The organism is Planctomycetia bacterium, assembly GCA_021413845.1.
Taxonomy (GTDB): Bacteria; Planctomycetota; Planctomycetia; order Pirellulales; family PNKZ01; genus PNKZ01.
In genome coordinates this window covers 34584-51257 of record JAIOPP010000029.1, presented here as the reverse complement: position 1 = coordinate 51257, position 16674 = coordinate 34584, and the positions used below count along the sequence as shown (strand labels likewise).

Sequence of the window (16674 nt, the reverse complement as noted above, 5' to 3'; positions counted from 1 at the left end):
GTTACCGGCTGAGTGAGTCGCAGCGCGCGTGTCGACGGGCTCGAACCCGATCGTACTTCGTAAATGTTCCGTGCCGGGCACGCGCGCTGGGCGGCTTAGCAAGTTCTCTTTCATTTCGTTTCCGGAGGTTCTATGTCCGACGATCTGACGACGCTCCGTTTGATTCGCGACCAAACGCGACAACTGTTGCTCGATGTGACGCTGAGCCCAAAGCCGAGCTATTCGATCGACGGACAGAGCGTGTCGTGGGAAGCATATTTGGCGCGAATTCAAACGACGTTGGATTGGTGCGACGCCAAATTAAACGATGCGGAACCGTTCGAGTTTGCGACGCGAGGAGGAACTTAGTCATGAGTTCGAGCTTGGACTTAAGCAACGATTTCGCCGTGTTTGACGGGGCGGAGAGCGTCGTGATCCGTGAGCCGAGGCCTAGATCGGGAGAGCAAACAACGGCCGGACTCCATCGAGCCGTGACTTTGCGAGAGATCGAGGCCTCGCGCGGAAAATACTTAGCAGGGGATGTTCGCTGGCACTTCCCGACTTCCGAGGTGCCCGCTTGTCCGGTGTTGGGATCGACGATCACGGACGGGGAAGGTCGAACGTGGACGATCCTCGAAGCGAATCACGAAACGCTCGGTTCACGCTGGCGATGTACCGCGCGAGCGTGGGAGGTAGCCGCCGAGCTCAATGATCGCGTCTCGATTCTACGAGCAAGCTGGACGAAGACCGCGTCGGGCGTGCCGGTTGCGAATTGGATCGAAGTCCGTCGTGGACTTGCCGCACGAATCCAACCGGCGGCACAACGCCGAGACGATCAAGCCGCACCTCCGACGATGCGAACGACGCATCGCTGTTTTCTTGCCGATGCGATCGAGTTCGTCGCCGACATGCGGATTCGTCACGACGATGCGCTGTACGAGATTCGCGGAGTCGACGATGCGGAGCGTTTGGATCGTGGAACGATCTTACTTTTGGAGCTGGTGCCATGACGCTCGAAGAGGCGATTCAACAACGCTGGGAAAGCGATGTCGCGCTGACGACATCGGTGCCGCTCGAGCGCGTGTATACGAGCTTCGTGCCCGCCGATACGAAGCGGCCATACGTGGTCGTCGAGCGGCGTAAGAATAAACCGCTGCTACGTGCGTCGAGCGGCTTGTCCGCGGACGTCGTAGAAATCGTATTCGTAGCGGAAATGTCGAGTTACGGCTCTGCAACCACGATCGCCGCGGCGATCGCCGATCGATTCGACTCGGCCGACTTCGATGCCGGCGAGGGGCGAGTGGTCGCGATGCGCCGCGGCGAAGAGGTGTGGAAATCGGATTCAAAAGGGACTGTTCGCCGGGAACTTCATTACGACGTTACGCTTTGTCGATCTTAGGAGAATTACGATGGCTTCGGCCCTTTCGACCGATCTGAGAGCCTCGCTCACATGGCTTTTGCAAGACGCGCTTGAACTTTCGACGATCACGGACGTCTCGAAGTTGGAATATACCGCCGGCTTGGCAAACGGCGTCGGCAGCGGCCAGGCAGATCGAATCTGGCACGACGAGCGGACGCTGGCTGCCGGTGCTGCGGACGATCTTGTTTTGTCGGCGCTTGCTAGTTCGGTGTTCGGCAACTCCGTGCAAGTCGCGCTTGCCAAAGTCAAAGCGCTGTTGATCGTCTGCAAGACGACGGACGCAGGGGCAGAGCTGACGGTCGGCAACGCCGCCTCGCACACTTGGCTCGGCCCTTTCAACACGGCGACGGCTCGAGCGACGTTGGCTGCCGATTCTTCGCTCTTGTTGATCAATAAACAAGCGGGCTGGAGCGTCGGCGTGGGGACGACGGATGTATTGCGGATCTTAAACTCCGGCTCCGGCTCCGCCACTTATCGCATCGTCATCGTGGGGACATCGTCGTAACGGTTGCAACCGGCACGTCGCCTTGATCGATCGAGATATTCCAAGAGGAGAACGCTATGTCGGTAATGAGCGGTAAAGACGGCAAGGTGATGATCGGCGTGGCGACGATCGCCGACGTAACCAAATGGACTTTGCGTACGACTTCCAACAATGTCGCCTACGCCAGTTCTTCGACGGCCGGCTTTCGACGTCGCGTGGCGGGAGTGAAAGACGGCAGCGGAACGATTGCCTTCAAGCTCGACGTCGACGATCCGATTACAAATCGGCTTAACGAGGGCCAGGCCGTGACTCTGCTGCTGTATCTCGATGACGTGCGACATTACAGCGTGCCGGCCGTGATCGACGCGCTGCAATGGGAGGTCGATATCGACCGAGGGGACATTTTGGGAGGGATCGCCGAGTTCTCCATCGACGGCGCTTGGACGAAGCCGACCTATAGCTGAGCTCTTCGCATAGGCGCTCTCGAAACAACGATGAGGAGCTGCGACGACGAGCTGCGACAAGGGGAACTGTGATAAGGGAACTGCGATGAACCGTTCGACACGAATCACGATGACGATGACGATCGAGATCGACGGCCACGAGCATCGTTGTTCGCGCTTCAGCTTGCGCGACTACATCGAGCTGGAGCGGCGTTTCGCGGCGATGAAGCCCTATCCGCTGGTCGTAGCTCGAGCTCACCTTGACGGCTTGCCGGAAACATTACAACGCCATCTCCTCGAACTTGCGTTCGAAAAAGCATCGCAAGCCGTCGCACCGACTGTCGAAGAGTTGCGCCGTTGGTTGTTGGGAAACGAAGGACTAAGCGTTGCGCTGGAGTTGAGTCTACGCGGTGAACATTCGCTGATTGCGGCGGAACGATGCCGGCGCAAAGTTTACGAAGCCGAGGGATCGGAGCGCTGCGAACTCTTACGCATGATCGAAGCGGCGACGGGGATGCGGTTGCGAGAGGGACTCGACTTGGGAAACGTTCAGGGCCGAAGCGCGATGCCATGTGCTTCGGCCCACGACCGCGAAAGCCGGCCACAGGTTCCGGTGGAGCCCGAATGGATTGGGGAGCCTTATGCCACCGATTGAGCAGCGATTACGGCTGGACACCTGCGGAGATTTTCGAGCTCACGATCGACGAGGTACTCACGTTCTTAGAGTTTCGGAATCGTCGGCCGTCGAGCATTGTCGCTTCGCCGGAGATTGCAATACAGATCGCCGGTGCGGCGCGAGACCGCCGTAATGCTGAAGTGGATCGAGAACTCAAAATGAGTAGCAGCGCAATAAGTTGCCGAGACGAGCCGAATGATTGGGAAAGATTGGTCGCGATCGTGGCGACGAAGCCGAGCGACCGACTGCGTGAACAGCCAACCAGCATCGATAGAGAACACGCTGCCGAAAGCTCGATGATTCCGGGATCCGATTGGCTTAAGAAAATTCATGAAGAATTGCGAATGCTTCGACAATCGATGGCAACGTCTGCGAGCCGCGTTTCATTGAGCGAGTAGAGCGCAGGCCGAATCGGTGAAAGCACGAGATCGAAGTCCTTGTCACTTTTAATCGAAATAGGAAACGGTCGATGACGGTTGTCTATGAAGAACTCGCCGGCTCGCCGCACATCGCGATCACGCAACAAGGCGCTACTGCCGTTCGCTCGTTTCGAGTCGACTGGTCCGATTGGCAGGCATTTGCACAAATGCTGCTGGGAACTTACGGCGAAATCGGCGGCACATCGCGGTTCGTGCAACCGATCCCTTTTCCCGGCTTCAAGAATCTCCTCGTCGCGGAGATCACGGTCGATCCCTTCGATCCCGATTCTCCCGACACGCAAACGGCGTTCTCTTTGCAAACCGATACGAACGCTTACCGCAGCGGCGCGAAGGTTACGGCCGTTTACAAGACACAGTTCGATGGCGAAGGCTACAGCCTGCAGAACCTTCCGCGCGTACCCAATGGCACCTATCTCGTCTATCGAAGCGAGCTAGGAGCCGAATACCAGCATGTGCCGGGCCGTGTGTGGCGATGGTCGAGCGAAGACGATCCACCGGTACCCGATGATGTGAATCCCGGAGTCTTGATTCCGACGGGGAGCGTGCAACTTTCTTGGCTGCGAGTTCCTGCGCCGCCGTGGTCGGCGATTCGCGCTCTGCGCGGCAAGGTGAATGCGAGCCCCTTTCTCGGCTCACCGGTAGGCACCGTGCTGTTCATGGGAGTCAAAGCCGTCCGTGAATTTCAAATGCTCAAAGAAGGAGGCGTCTGGCGGCTTGACTACTACTTCTCCGAGCAAACCAAAGAACGCTCAGGCGGCGACAAGGTGGGCTGGAACTATTTTTATAAAGAACAAGCGGCCGAGGGGGAACACTGGGTTGCGATTCAAGATGCGGATGGGGGAGCGCCGTACGGAGCAGCGGATTTTCAAGATCTTTTTCAATTCGAGTAGCCCATGCTTTCCGATATTCGACGCCTGCAGCCCGGCGAGCGGGTCACGACGGAGTCGTTCAACGCGCTGGTCGAGACCGTGCAGATGTTGCGACGCATCGCTACGAGTTTCCCGTTGGAAGCGCACCGCTCGCCGGCAGGCATCCAGATCTCGCTCGCGACACAGCCCCGCTGGGAGCTGATGGAACTGGATGAAAACATCGAATCGTTCGACAAAGACAAAAGCGCCAAACATCTGCGATACAAGCCTGAAGAGGAAGAAGACAAGTGGAGCTTGTTGGAAAGCGGCACCAAGTCGCTCAGCGATGCGCAGGCCTGTACCTACCTCGCAGGAGAACGACGGCTCTGCTTCTTTCATCCCGGAGCAGGACGCTATGTTCCCATCGACGCGTTCCAATGGCACATCGGGCTGCTTGACGAAGACATCGAATCCAACAGCAGCGCGACGGTGAGTGTCTGGCAGATGAGCGAGACCGGATCGTTTAGCGATACCGATCTCGACATCGTCGCTTACGACTGGTTGTTGCCTACGGGCAAGAAACTGAAATCCGGAACGCGCGTCGTCGTGCAATTTCTGATTCACGCGCGCAAGTGGCTGATCACGCAAGCCGGCGACTGCGCCGAATGATCGCCGATGTCGCGATGAGGGTGCGTCGTCGTGATACGGATTTTCCAAGGAACAACGATCATGCCGTTTCCGTTCTCGTTGCGCTGTAAGTGTTGCGAAGCCGACTGTCGAGGGTGTCCTTGCAAAACGGATCGGACGGCGTCGAGTTTGCAAATGGCTTTCGACGCCTGGGCTTCTTCGCCCGACGGTTATTGTCACAGCTGCGAAGAGCTCAACGCGACCATCGAGATTCCATCCGTCGAAGAGTTTCATACCGGCGTCGATATCGGGGATGCCTACAGTCTGACGTCGCCGAAATTTCCCTGTTTCCTCTATGAAGATCCGCCGGGCACCGGTTGCCGTTATGAACTCCATGAAACCTTCGACTGCGTGCCGCAATCGTGCCTGGATGTTTGCGTGGGAAGTTGTCCCGACGGTTGCACCGACGACGAGGGTTGCTCGCCTGAACGATGCAGCGCCTATGTGTGCGGCACCGACGAGGGTTGCTACTTCTACGGCGGCGGGATGTGCGGCGCCCACTGCGTTCAGTCGATGGCTTGCGTTTTCGACGAAGAACATGATCCCGATCACACCTCGGGAAGTTGCGCGCCGGCCGGCGATTGCGTTGCGTCGGTAGAGCCGAACACTTGCAGTCCGATTCAGCTGCGAATACGCGCGACTTTTTACATGACGGTCGACCGAAAGGCCGCCGTGAGCATTGTGGTTATTTTGTTCAGCCGAACCATTACCGGTATCGCAGTCGCCACGATTCTCTACGGCTTTCATGAGTTCGAAGACGACGAATTGGATTGCGACGAATTCGATTACGACTTACCGCTGTTTCCGATCGCTGGTTACACGCAACCGCCGACGCCTGCCTGCGGCGCGCCGACGAGCGTGAGAATTACGGGGTTACCATGAGATGTGATTTTCGTCCGACCGGCGAGTCCAATGCGCGCGGGCTACCGAAGTTGCGTTGCTCGCGCGCGGGCTGCTCGAACGTTTGCTTCTCGCATCACCCGCCGCAAGCGATTCGATTTCAATGCAAACATCCCGCCCTCTTCGAGCTCGGCGAGTTCACGGCCAAGGCCATTAAAACGGCAACGCTCGGACGCGTTCGCGAAAAGCCCGGCTGCGGTTGCGAGCGTCGTCGCAAGTCGTTGAACCGCTGGCTGTCGATCGCCATGCCGAATCGCTGGTATCGCTGGTATGAGTCCGTGCGAACTTGGCTTGCGAATCACATGACGTTCAAAAAACCGACGCGGAGTTAAGCTCGTACGCTTGCTCGATCGTGCGTACGATTCCTTCCGCATGATCGGTCTCGAGCAACAAGGCGAGCTTTGCGCAAAGCTCGCGGCGGCGGTTCATCGCTCGGGCACAAGCCAGTACCCCGACGTAAGTCAACTCGCCGCCGGTCCCGAAGCGGCTATACAACTCGTCGTAATCGGCCGGCGCCCAATCGTCGAACAGGCGCGGATGCGCCGCGATCACTTCCGCCACGATCGGGTTGGTGCGTCGGTCGAACGAGCGTCGCGATGCCGGAACCGCCGTCGACAGCAAAGTATCGCGATCGACTTTCAGGCCTCGCGCCAAACGATCGAGAACCCCGAGCAAGGGGCGCGGAATCTCCCCTCGTAGAACATCGCAAACGATCGTTTCCTCAAGACCGGTCCGCTCCGCAACCTCACGCGGCGAGAGCTTGGCATTCTCCATCCAGCGGCTCAAATTCTCCGACAAAACACCGCGTCTTTCGACCACGATCGGCACGTTTCGTTCGCTCGGCACAGGCACCTCCCTAGTGTGGATAGTGTACAAATATACACATACCCAAGAGCGATGCAATCATTTCCTGAAAACGAAGTATTTCTCGATCAATTCGCCGAAAAGCGCGCTACTTTTACGACGCCCGCCAAGGATTCTTCCAATCTCCCCAGCGCTTCGTGTAGTCCTCGTAGATCGGGTAGTCCGACGTCTTTTTGAGGAGCCACGTTTTCGTTTCGGCGACGAGTCCTTGCTCTTCGTCGAGGGTCAATTGGCCGACCAAGACGCGCGAGCGCAAGAAGACGAAATAAGTATCGAGAACGTCGCAACGGCAGTAGTCGTTGATCTCTTTCAAGCGGCCCGCTTCGAACATGTCTTGCACCATGTCTCCTTGCACGTCCATCTTGCCGGGCTTTCCGAGCAAGTTGGAAGCGAGGTTCAAGCCGCCGGTGAAGCGCGACGTGCCGAAATTGGTCAGCAATTCTTGCAGATCGATATGCGCTTCGATATTGAATCGATTGCGCGGTTGATCGAAGCTTTTCGACTGGAGCGCAAACCAAGTCGGGATAGGCAGCCCGAAACGAAACGCGGCTAGTTCCATCAACGGCACATCGAACGTCCGACCATTGAAGCTCACGAGAGTCGGTCGGCCGTATTTCTCCCAACCGCGCCAAAAATGTTCGGTGAGGACGTGAGGGCGATAGTGGGGCTCGTCGAGCGCGACTAAGTCGATCAGGCGAAAATCCGCCGCCACTTTCGCAACCGCTACCGCCGTCGGCATTTGAAACGTGTACGGAATGAAGTCGCTATCGTGCTTCGCCATCAGCTCTTCACGATAGCGATCGACCGCTTGTTTCGGCGTCAATCCTTCGCCGGGAAAACGAAGCTTCGATACCAGCGCGCCATCGGCGACGCTTTCCGTATCGAACACGAAGTAGCGCACGCTCGGGGGCACGATTGACTCCTCAATACGCAACGCAACCGTTCGCTGCGGAGCACACGACTCGACGATCGCACCGCTTAGCGACCTGCCGGAGAGATTCCGCGCAAAGTCACGGCGAGGATCGCTTGATGTTGCTCTTCGAGCGTAATGGTTCGGCCGATGAAGTGGTTGGTAAACATCGTACCGTAGAGCAAACTTCCGACCGTGTCGAGGATCCGCTCGATCGCGATATCGGTTCGCAGACGTCCGGCAGCCGCAAGTTCGACATACAATTGCCGCCAAGGGCCGCGGTTGGCATCTCGATATTCGAAGTAGGTCGGCCGAACCCGATCGCGGAAGATGGCCCGTTCTTGAATCAGCAGTTCGACATGCTCCGGATGTTCGTCGAAGAATTTAAGATAGGCCCGGATGGCTTCGTCGATCTTTTGAAACGGCTCGCTAACCGTTTCCGCCGCCGCCCGCACGGCGGCCTGCATCTGCTTCATTCCCAAGTCGACGCAGGCGAAGAAAAGCTCCTGCTTGCCCGGAAAATAAAGATAGAGGGTCCCCTTACCGATCCCGGCCTTCACGGCCACGCATTCCATGTCGCAGTCGTTGTAGCCGTGGGCCGCGAATTGCTTCGCCGCTGCTTCGACGATCGCCAGCCTTCGCTCGGCACGCCGGCTCGATTCCTCGGGCACGGCGGCAATCGTCGTCGGCTCCGAAACTTTCAGCGGATTGATGCCGGAACTACTCAAAGCTTCCTCAGCCTTTGGAAAATGAAAGCGAACTCGATGTCGAACCCTTCGAGATGCTGTCTGTCATTCTAGTAGGGAACGGGAAATGCAGCCTGGGTAACCGGCTAACCCCTTCTGGTTACAAGACTTCAGCTTACGATTTTGCCAGACAACGAGTAATCGAGATTGATAGCGCTACGGTGGGTGCCTAGAATGAAAGTCGTCATGACTGACCAGTCAGTCACCTGCCTCCATTCTACGAGACTGCCGCCCGTTTGTCCACGCACTCCGACTTCACTTTGGATCGTCCTGTCATGCGAACCTCGATCTGGATCTTCGGCGCGTTGCTGCTGGCAACATCAATGACGACAGGCTGCAAGAAAGCGGCCCCACCGGCGGCAGCAACGAAAGCGCCCGAGGTCCTGGTCGAGCGGCCGATTCAAAAAGTGGTGACGGAGTATGAAGAGTTCACAGGTCGGGCCGCTGCCGTACAAACGGTCGAGATCCGTGCCCGTGTCAGTGGGTTTCTGGAAAAAGTGTTCTTCACCGACGGCAAAGACGTCGTGGCCGGCGCGCCTTTGTTCCAGATCGACGACCGTCCTTATCGCGCGGAAGTCGATCGTACGGCAGCCGCCATCGAACAAGCTCAAGCGAAGCTCGACAGATTGAAGCTGCAAGAAGATCGCGCCAAGAAACTCGTCGACAGCGTCGCGATTCCCGAAGAGACGTTCGAGCAGATCAAGTTCGATCGGGCCGAAGCAGCCGGCGCACTCGCGGCCGCGCAAGCGAACAACCGTTTGGCGGCTTTGAATCTCGGCTTCACGCAAATCACCTCGCCGATCTCCGGTCGCATCAGCCGCCGGATGGTCGATCCCGGCAACTTGGTACGGGCCGATGAGACGGCGATGACGACGATCGTCTCCGTCAATCCGATGTACGTGTACTTCGACTTCGACGAGCGAACGGTTCTCCGTCTGCGCCGCTTGATTACGTCGGGCCAATTGCAATCGACGCAAGAGTCGCAACTGCCGGTCGAGATCGCGCTGGCCGATGAAGACAAGTTTTCGCTCAGCGGCAAAATCAACTTCATCGACAACCAAGTCGATCCGAATACGGGAACGCTCCGCGTGCGGGCCGTCGTCGATAACTCGAGTCAAATGCTTTCGGCCGGCCTCTTCTTACGGCTGCGGGTGCCGATCGGCAATCCGCAACCGGCGCTGTTGATCTCCGAAGAATCGCTCGGCACCGACCAAGGCGAGCGTTTCGTTTACGTGGTGAATGAGAAAGATGAAGCCGTCTACCGTCGCGTGCATGTCGGGTGGCTTACCGAAGGTCGTCGGGTCGTCGAAGACGGCCTCGAGCCGACCGACCGCGTCGTCGTCAACGGCCTGCAACGGATCAAGGCCGGCGCGAAAGTCGTGCCGCAGTTCGCGAAGCCGGCTGCAAGCACTACGGCGCAAACCGGCGCCGCCGATAACGGAGCGAAGCTGCGAGTCGCCGTGGGAAAAACGAATGCGACTCCCGCAGGCGAATAAACCGACGACGGTCGCGCGATCGGCCGACCATGTCGACGATAGGCGAATGGCATGATCTCTCGTTTCTTTATCGATCGACCGATCTTCGCCTCGGTAATCTCGATCGTCATCACGATCGCCGGCTCGATCGCGGTCTGGACCCTCTCCATCGCCCAGTATCCTTCGATTGCGCCGCCGACGGTGCAAGTCGACTGCAACTATCCGGGAGCCAGCGCGCAAACGGTTGCGGAAACGGTCGGTTCGCCGCTCGAGCAGCAAGTGAACGGCGTCGAAGGGATGCTGTACATGTCGTCGCAAAGTACGAACGACGGCTCGTACACGCTGACCGTGACGTTCAACACCGGCGTCGATTTGAATCTCGCGCAAGTGCTCGTGCAGAACCGCGTGAACTTGGCGCTCCCTGCGCTGCCCGACGTCGTGCGGCAGACCGGCGTCGTGACGAAGAAGCGCGCTCCCGACATCCTGCTGACCGTGAGCCTCAACTCCCCCAACGGCCAGTACGACCAGCTTTATCTCAGCAACTACGCGGTGTTGCACATTAAAGACGAGTTGGCCCGACTGTCGGGCATCAGCGAGGTGCTGGTGTTCGGTCAGCGCGACTACAGCATGCGGATCTGGGTCGATCCGGAGAAGCTCGCCAGCCGCGGCATGACCGTGTCCGACGTGATCGGCGCTTTGCGCGAACAGAACGCGCAGCTTGCCGCCGGCCAGATCGGTCAGCCGCCGGTGGATGGCACTTCGAGCATTCAAGTTCCGATCGAAGTGCAAGGACGCCTCAGCACGATCGAAGACTTCGAGGCCGTGATCGTGCGCGCTACGCACGATGGCCGGCTCGTCCGAATCCGCGACATCGGCAAAGTCGAACTCAAGGCGCGCAGCGAGGATATCAACAATCGTTTCGACGGCAAACCGACGGTCGGTCTCGCGATCTTTCAGCTGCCGAACGCCAATGCTCTGGCAACCGCCGACAGCATCAAAGCGAAGATGCTCGAACTTAAGCACGACTTCCCGCCGGGGGTCGACTACACGGTCGGCTACGATACGACGCCGTTCATTCGCGAGTCGGTCAATGAAGTCTTCAATGCCCTGCGCGATGCGATCATCCTCGTCGCGCTCGTCGTGCTCGTATTTCTTCAAGGTTGGCGTCCGGCGATCATTCCGCTCATCGCCGTGCCGGTCGCGATCGTCGGCACCTTCGCCGCGATGGCCGTCGCCGGCTTCAGCTTAAACAATCTCACGCTGTTCGGACTCGTCCTGGCGATCGGCATCGTCGTCGACGACGCGATCGTCGTGGTCGAAGCGGTCGAGCATCATATCGAACGCGGCCTGAAGCCCCGAGCCGCCGCGATTAAAGCGATGGAGGAAGTCTCCGGTCCGGTGCTTGCCGTCGGGCTGGTGCTGAGCGCGGTATTCATTCCTTGCGCGTTCGTGTCGGGCATCGTCGGGCAGTTCTTTCGGCAATTCGCGCTGACGATCGCCGTCTCGACGATCATCTCCACTATCAATTCACTCACCCTGAGCCCGGCTCTCGCCGCGCTATTGCTCCGGCCGCGCGGCGCGAAACGGGATCCGCTCACTTGGTTGACCGATGTGACGATCGGCTGGTTCTTCCGACTCTTCAACAAGGGTTTTCAATTCGGAACGAACATCTACGTGCGCATGGTTCGTACCTCCTCGCGAGCGTGCAACTCCCGGATTCTTCCGCCTCGGTGCGCACGCGCGATGTGATCGCGAACATCGAACGGATCGCTCTGGAAACGCCCGGCGTGAAGAACGTGAATTCCGTGGCGGGCAATTCGTTCTTGTTGAGCGCGTACGGTTCCAATTTCGGCTCGATGTTCATCATCTTGAAAGACTTTGCGGACCGCCGCACTCCGGAGCTCTCGGGCGATTCGATTCTCGCCACGCTTCGCAAACGCTACGCCGCGGAAGTCCCCGGCGCTACGGTGAACGTCTTCCCTCCGCCGGCCGTTTCCGGTCTCGGTCGGGCCGGTGGGTTCAAGCTGATGGTCGAAGATCGGGGCGATAACGGCCTCGCGCGGCTTCAAGCGGCGACGGATAAGTTGATCGCTACGGGAAACAAAACACCGGGCCTCACCGGTTTGTTCACCGTCTTCAATGCAAATTCGCCGCAATTGTTCGTCGACGTCGATCGACAAAAATGCTTGAGCGAAGGAGTCAACCTCGCCGATCTGTTCGGTTCGCTGCAAGGCTATCTCGGTTCCCGTTACGTGAACGACTTCAATCTCTTCGGGCGCACGTGGCAAGTGATCGTGCAGGCCGATACGAAGTATCGCAACGAAGTGGAAGACGTGCGGAGGCTCAAGGTGCGCAACTCGCACGGTCAGATGGTTCCGATCGGCACCTTGGCCGATGTGCGCCTCATCAGCGGTCCGCTCGTGCTGACGCGCTACAACATGTATCCCGCCGCCGCGATCAACGGCAACGTCGCCACGGGGTTCAGCACCGGCCAAGCGATCGCCTCGCTGGAAGAATTGGCCGGCCGCGATCTGCCGGGCTCGATCGCTTCGGAATGGACCGAGATCACGTTTATCGAACGGATGGCCGAGAACACCGGCATGCAAGTGTTCGGCGCTTCTGTCGTGTTCGTGTTCCTCGTGCTGGCCGCTTTGTATGAAAGCTGGGCTTTGCCGCTCGCCGTCATCTTAGTGGTGCCGATGTGCGTGCTGAGTTCGATCGGCGGCGTGGCGTGGGCCAAGCTCGACATCAATATCTTCACGCAAATCGGCTTCGTCGTGCTCATCGGCTTAGCCTGCAAAAACGCGATCTTGATCGTCGAGTTCGCAAAGGCGAAGCATTATGCCGGCGCCGATCTTTACGAGTCGGCTCTCGACGCTTGCCGCCTTCGTTTGCGCCCGATCATCATGACTTCGTTCGCGTTCATCCTCGGGGTGATTCCGTTGGTCGCCGCGCATGGTGCCGGCGCCGAGATGCGGCGTGCGCTCGGAGTCGCGGTGCTGAGCGGGATGCTCGGCGTGACGTTCTTCGGCATCTTCCTCACTCCCGTTTTCTTCGTGCTCGTCGAAAAGATCGCCGAACATCGCTGGTTTCGCGGCTCTCGAACCGCGCGCGTCGGCCGATTTCTGCTCGATCTCGTACGGCTCCGCTTTCTCGTCGCCGGAGCAAGCGGCATAGCGAGCTACTTCAAGAAGCCGCGCAGCGCAGCGGCGCGCAAGCCGGAACCGAAACACGAAAGCGAATCTCGCGAGTTGGTCGCCGTCGCATCGCACGACTCTGCGCAAGATCCGCACTCCGATACTCACACATCGCCGTAGGAACGCCGCCGCATGTTCTCTCGCTTCTTCATCGACCGGCCGATCTTCGCGTCGGTGCTTTCGATCGTCATCACGCTCTCGGGCGGGATCGCGATGTTCGCGCTCCCGGTGACGCAGTATCCCGAAATCACGCCGCCGACCGTCGAGGTTTCGGCCGTGTATCCGGGGGCCAACTCGAAGGTGGTTTCCGATACGGTCGCCGCGCCGATCGAGCAGCAGGTCAACGGCGTCGAAGACATGATGTACATGTCGTCGCAATGCACGAACGACGGCAACTATTCGTTGACCGTAACGTTCCGGCCCGGCACCGATTTGAATCTTGCACAGGTGTTGGTGCAGAATCGCGTGAACTTGGCGCAGGCCATCTTGCCCGACTTGGTGAAGCGGCGCGGCGTAATGGTGAAAAAGAAATCGCCGAGCACGTTGATGATCGTCAACTTGTACTCGCCGGGTAACTCGCGCGACAGTTTGTATCTAAGCAACTACGCGACGATTCAACTCCGCGACGAGCTTTCGCGCTTGCCCGGCGTCGGCGATATCACGTTCCTCGGCCGGCGCGATTACAGCATGCGCATCTGGCTCGATCCGAACAAGCTCGCCTCGCGCAACCTCACGGCCGGCGACGTCGCCCACACGATCGAACAACAGAACCTGCAAGTCGCGGCAGGGCAGATCGGCCAACCTCCCGCCCCGAACGGGCAAGTGTTTCAATACACGATGACCACGACCGGTCGACTGCAAGAGGAAGTGCAATTCGAAGAGATGGTCATCCGGTCCGACGATCAGGGCCGGCTCATTCGGCTGCGCGATGTGGCTCGCGCGGAGCTCGGCGCGCTCGCGTACGATCAGGCCTGCACGCTCGATGGTCAGCCTTCGGTAGCGCTTTCGGTCTACCAGCTGCCCGGCTCGAACGCGCTCGAAACCGCGAAGCTCGTGAAGCAAAAGATGGAAGAGTTGCGCAGCCGATTTCCCGAGGGGGTCGATTATAAGATCGTTTACGACACGACGCCGTTCATCGAAGAATCGATCACCGAAGTGTTCCACTCGCTGCGCGACGCCGTGATTCTCGTCGCCGTCGTCGTGTTGATCTTCCTGCAAGGTTGGCGCCCGGCGATCATCCCGCTCGTCGCCGTACCGGTCGCCGTCGTCGGTACGTTCGCGGTCATGATCGCCGCCGGCTTCAGCTTGAACACGCTCACCCTCTTCGGCTTGGTACTGGCGATCGGCATCGTCGTCGACGATGCGATCGTTGTCGTCGAGGCGGTCGAGCATCACATCGAAGAAGGCATGTCGCCCCGCGATGCCGCGATCCGCGCGATGGACGAAGTTTCCGGGCCGGTCATCGCCGTCGGTCTCGTGCTCAGCGCCGTGTTCTTGCCCTGCGCGTTCATCTCCGGCATCGTCGGCCAATTCTTTCGACAGTTTGCGCTGACGATCGCGATCTCGACGGTCATTTCGGCGTTTAACTCGCTGACGTTGAGCCCTGCGCTTTCCGTACTGCTGCTCCGTCCGCGCAGTGCGGGCTTGCATGAAGCATTGCCCCGGCCGGTGTTTTGGATCGTCGGCGCCTGGCTCGGCTACGAATATCTTCCGGCCTTGCTGGCCGCGTATGTTCCGGCGCGAGAGCTTCCCGCACCTCTAACGTTCGACATGGCGCTCCGCGCCGGCTCGGCACTCGTCGGAGCATTTGCCGGATTCCTCGTAGCCGGAATCTTGAATCGCATCCTCGGCTGGACCTTCTCGGCGTTCAACATCGCGTTCAATTGGTTTACGCGCGGCTATGTGCGCGCCGTCGGCCTCAGCTTGCGCGTGTCGCTCATCTTGCTCGCCGTCTACGGCTTTCTCGTTTGGGAAACGTATCATTCGTTTCAAACGACGCCGACCGGCTTCATTCCCGCGCAAGACAAAGGCTATCTGCTCGTCAATCTGCGGCTGCCCGACTCGAAGCCGCTGGGGAGAACGATCGACGTCATTAAGCAGATCGAAGAGAAGGCGCGCCAAGTTCCGGGAGTGAACCACACCGTCGCGATCGCCGGGCAATCGATCTTACTCAACGCCAACGCACCGAATTTCGGAACCATCTACGTGATGCTCGCCGACTTTCACGAACGGTCGAAAGACGGCCTGTCGGGCGAGGTCGTCGCCGATAAGCTGCGCGAAGCGTTCGCGTCGATTCAGGATGGAGACACGAGCGTGTTTCACGCGCCGGCGATCGAAGGGCTCGGCACCGCCGGCGGATTCAAATTGGTCGTCGAAGATCGCAGCGATCTCGGGCTCGCCACGCTGCAACAAGTCAGCGAGAACATGGTGAAGGAAGGCGCGGCGACGCCGGAGCTGCAAGGACTTTTCACCAGCTTCCGCGCCGATACCAAATGGCAGTTTCTCGATATCGATCGGGTCGCGGCGAAGTCGCGCGGGGTTTCGGTGTCGGATGTGTTCGAAACGCTGCAGATCTATTTCGGCTCGCTCTACGTGAACGACTTCAATCGTTTCGGCCGGACTTGGCAAGTGAATCTGCAAGCCGATGCGAAGTTCCGAGGCTCGATCGAAGACTTGAAACTGCTGAAGGTCCGCAACTCGGAAGGACACATGGTCCCGCTCGGCACCTTGGCCCACACGCGCGAAACGCAGGGGCCGTTGTTGCTCTATCGGTACAATCTTTATCCGGCCGCCGCGATCAATCTGGATGCGGCACCGGGGACGAGTTCCGGCGAAGCGATCGAGAAGATGCAAGAAGTCGCCGATCGGACGCTCGCCCCTTCGATGCGCCGCGAATGGACCGAACTGGCGCTGCTGCAACTCGGCGCCTCCGATACCGCGATGTACGCGTTCGGGCTGGCCGTCGTGCTGGTGTTCTTAGTGCTCGCGGCGCAATATGAAAGCTGGGCGTTGCCGCTCGCCGTGATTCTCGTCGTGCCGATGTGCTTGCTCTGTTCGATCTTCGGCGTGCGCATGGCGAAGATGGACGTCAACATCTTCACGCAAATCGGCTTCGTCGTGCTCGTCGGCCTCGCCTGTAAGAACGCGATTCTCATCGTCGAGTTCGCACGGGCTAAGCACGACGCCGGCATGGGCCTCCGCGAAGCGACGCTCGAAGCCTGCCGGTTGCGCTTGCGACCGATCGTCATGACGTCGTTCGCTTTCATTCTCGGCGTGGTGCCGCTGGTGATCGGCGAAGGGGCCGGGGCCGAAATGCGTCGCACGCTCGGCACCGCCGTGTTCTCGGGCATGCTCGGCGTCACGATCTTCGGCATCGTGCTGACGCCGGTTTTCTTTTACGTCATTCAATATCTCGTCGACCTCCGCGGTCCAAGAACGAAACCGGAAGACGAGGCCGACGTAAGCCCAACGGAGCACGCCCCTGCGACGGCGCTGGTCGTCGCCCCGAAGTTGCTACCGTCGCCTGAAGCTGAGCCTCACGACGAAAAGTAGCAGGCACGTTCCACGTGCCGTAGCCACGTGCGTAGTTCCTGAAAGAGTCGGAT

The 16674-nt window shown here is 59.2% G+C and carries 15 protein-coding genes and 1 pseudogene; 13 read left to right on the top strand and 3 right to left on the bottom strand.

Annotation, left to right across the window (positions count from 1 at the left end):
• Positions 1–132 precede the first annotated feature (132 nt).
• The 10 genes from K8U03_06660 (at position 133) to K8U03_06615 (ending at position 6209) form a co-directional block, all read left to right on the top strand.
• Positions 133–348, top strand: a complete 216-nt coding sequence (locus K8U03_06660; protein MCE9604572.1) for a hypothetical protein — start codon at positions 133–135, stop codon at positions 346–348.
• Between the two features lie 2 nt (positions 349–350).
• Positions 351–989, top strand: coding sequence for a head-tail adaptor protein (locus tag K8U03_06655; protein MCE9604571.1), 639 nt, complete (start codon positions 351–353; stop codon positions 987–989).
• Positions 986–1378: a DUF3168 domain-containing protein gene (locus K8U03_06650; protein MCE9604570.1), complete on the top strand. Its 393-nt coding sequence runs from the start codon at positions 986–988 to the stop codon at positions 1376–1378. The genes K8U03_06655 and K8U03_06650 overlap by 4 nt, the downstream gene beginning before the upstream one ends.
• A gap of 10 nt (positions 1379–1388) precedes the next feature.
• Positions 1389–1904: a hypothetical protein gene (locus tag K8U03_06645; GenBank protein ID MCE9604569.1), complete on the top strand. Its 516-nt coding sequence runs from the start codon at positions 1389–1391 to the stop codon at positions 1902–1904.
• A 56-nt stretch (positions 1905–1960) separates the two neighbouring features.
• A complete protein-coding gene (locus K8U03_06640; protein MCE9604568.1) occupies positions 1961–2347 on the top strand; it encodes a hypothetical protein in 387 nt (128 codons plus the stop codon).
• 85 nt (positions 2348–2432) lie between these two features.
• Complete coding sequence (locus K8U03_06635) at positions 2433–2981, top strand: hypothetical protein (GenBank protein MCE9604567.1); 549 nt, start codon at positions 2433–2435, stop codon at positions 2979–2981.
• 490 nt (positions 2982–3471) lie between these two features.
• Positions 3472–4332 (top strand): hypothetical protein, encoded by an 861-nt coding sequence (locus K8U03_06630; GenBank protein MCE9604566.1) that lies wholly within the window; start codon positions 3472–3474, stop codon positions 4330–4332.
• A gap of 3 nt (positions 4333–4335) precedes the next feature.
• Positions 4336–4959, top strand: a complete 624-nt coding sequence (locus K8U03_06625) for a hypothetical protein (GenBank protein MCE9604565.1) — start codon at positions 4336–4338, stop codon at positions 4957–4959.
• 153 nt (positions 4960–5112) lie between these two features.
• A complete protein-coding gene (locus tag K8U03_06620) occupies positions 5113–5859 on the top strand; it encodes a hypothetical protein (GenBank protein ID MCE9604564.1) in 747 nt (248 codons plus the stop codon).
• Positions 5856–6209 (top strand): hypothetical protein, encoded by a 354-nt coding sequence (locus K8U03_06615; GenBank protein ID MCE9604563.1) that lies wholly within the window; start codon positions 5856–5858, stop codon positions 6207–6209. The genes K8U03_06620 and K8U03_06615 overlap by 4 nt, the downstream gene beginning before the upstream one ends.
• On the opposite strand, the gene K8U03_06610 is transcribed toward K8U03_06615, so the two are convergent.
• The 3 genes from K8U03_06610 to K8U03_06600 form a co-directional block, all read right to left on the bottom strand.
• The gene (locus tag K8U03_06610) at positions 6187–6723 is read right to left on the bottom strand and encodes a helix-turn-helix domain-containing protein (GenBank protein MCE9604562.1); all 537 of its coding nucleotides are present in this window, start codon (positions 6721–6723) and stop codon (positions 6187–6189) included. The genes K8U03_06615 and K8U03_06610 overlap by 23 nt on opposite strands.
• 112 nt (positions 6724–6835) lie before the next feature.
• Complete coding sequence (locus K8U03_06605) at positions 6836–7657, bottom strand: 3'-5' exonuclease (protein ID MCE9604561.1); 822 nt, start codon at positions 7655–7657, stop codon at positions 6836–6838.
• A gap of 62 nt (positions 7658–7719) precedes the next feature.
• Positions 7720–8379, bottom strand: coding sequence for a TetR/AcrR family transcriptional regulator (locus K8U03_06600; protein ID MCE9604560.1), 660 nt, complete (start codon positions 8377–8379; stop codon positions 7720–7722).
• Positions 8380–8672: 293 nt separating this feature from the next.
• Here K8U03_06600 and K8U03_06595 point away from each other — a divergent pair, with 293 nt between their 5' ends.
• From K8U03_06595 to K8U03_06585, 3 genes and pseudogenes are all read left to right on the top strand, one after another.
• On the top strand, positions 8673–9893 hold the full coding sequence (locus tag K8U03_06595) for an efflux RND transporter periplasmic adaptor subunit (protein MCE9604559.1): 1221 nt from the start codon (positions 8673–8675) through the stop codon (positions 9891–9893).
• Positions 9894–9944: 51 nt separating this feature from the next.
• Positions 9945–13189: pseudogene (locus K8U03_06590) on the top strand (efflux RND transporter permease subunit).
• Between the two features lie 12 nt (positions 13190–13201).
• Positions 13202–16621 carry a multidrug efflux RND transporter permease subunit gene (locus K8U03_06585; protein MCE9604558.1) on the top strand — a complete coding sequence of 1140 codons (3420 nt, stop codon included), beginning with the start codon at positions 13202–13204 and terminating at the stop codon, positions 16619–16621.
• Positions 16622–16674 lie beyond the last annotated feature (53 nt).

What these genes read in the sequence shown, in the direction of transcription:
- K8U03_06635 (MCE9604567.1), top strand. Translation starts at nt 2,433, where the DNA reads ATGAACCGTTCGACACGAATCACGATGACGATGACGATCGAGATCGAC.
- K8U03_06660 (MCE9604572.1), top strand. Translation starts at nt 133, where the DNA reads ATGTCCGACGATCTGACGACGCTCCGTTTGATTCGCGACCAAACGCGA.
- K8U03_06650 (MCE9604570.1), top strand. Translation starts at nt 986, where the DNA reads ATGACGCTCGAAGAGGCGATTCAACAACGCTGGGAAAGCGATGTCGCG.
- K8U03_06620 (MCE9604564.1), top strand. Translation starts at nt 5,113, where the DNA reads ATGGCTTTCGACGCCTGGGCTTCTTCGCCCGACGGTTATTGTCACAGC.
- K8U03_06645 (MCE9604569.1), top strand. Translation starts at nt 1,389, where the DNA reads ATGGCTTCGGCCCTTTCGACCGATCTGAGAGCCTCGCTCACATGGCTT.
- K8U03_06595 (MCE9604559.1), top strand. Translation starts at nt 8,673, where the DNA reads ATGCGAACCTCGATCTGGATCTTCGGCGCGTTGCTGCTGGCAACATCA.
- K8U03_06640 (MCE9604568.1), top strand. Translation starts at nt 1,961, where the DNA reads ATGTCGGTAATGAGCGGTAAAGACGGCAAGGTGATGATCGGCGTGGCG.
- K8U03_06615 (MCE9604563.1), top strand. Translation starts at nt 5,856, where the DNA reads ATGAGATGTGATTTTCGTCCGACCGGCGAGTCCAATGCGCGCGGGCTA.
- K8U03_06630 (MCE9604566.1), top strand. Translation starts at nt 3,472, where the DNA reads ATGACGGTTGTCTATGAAGAACTCGCCGGCTCGCCGCACATCGCGATC.
- K8U03_06585 (MCE9604558.1), top strand. Translation starts at nt 13,202, where the DNA reads ATGTTCTCTCGCTTCTTCATCGACCGGCCGATCTTCGCGTCGGTGCTT.
- K8U03_06625 (MCE9604565.1), top strand. Translation starts at nt 4,336, where the DNA reads ATGCTTTCCGATATTCGACGCCTGCAGCCCGGCGAGCGGGTCACGACG.
- K8U03_06655 (MCE9604571.1), top strand. Translation starts at nt 351, where the DNA reads ATGAGTTCGAGCTTGGACTTAAGCAACGATTTCGCCGTGTTTGACGGG.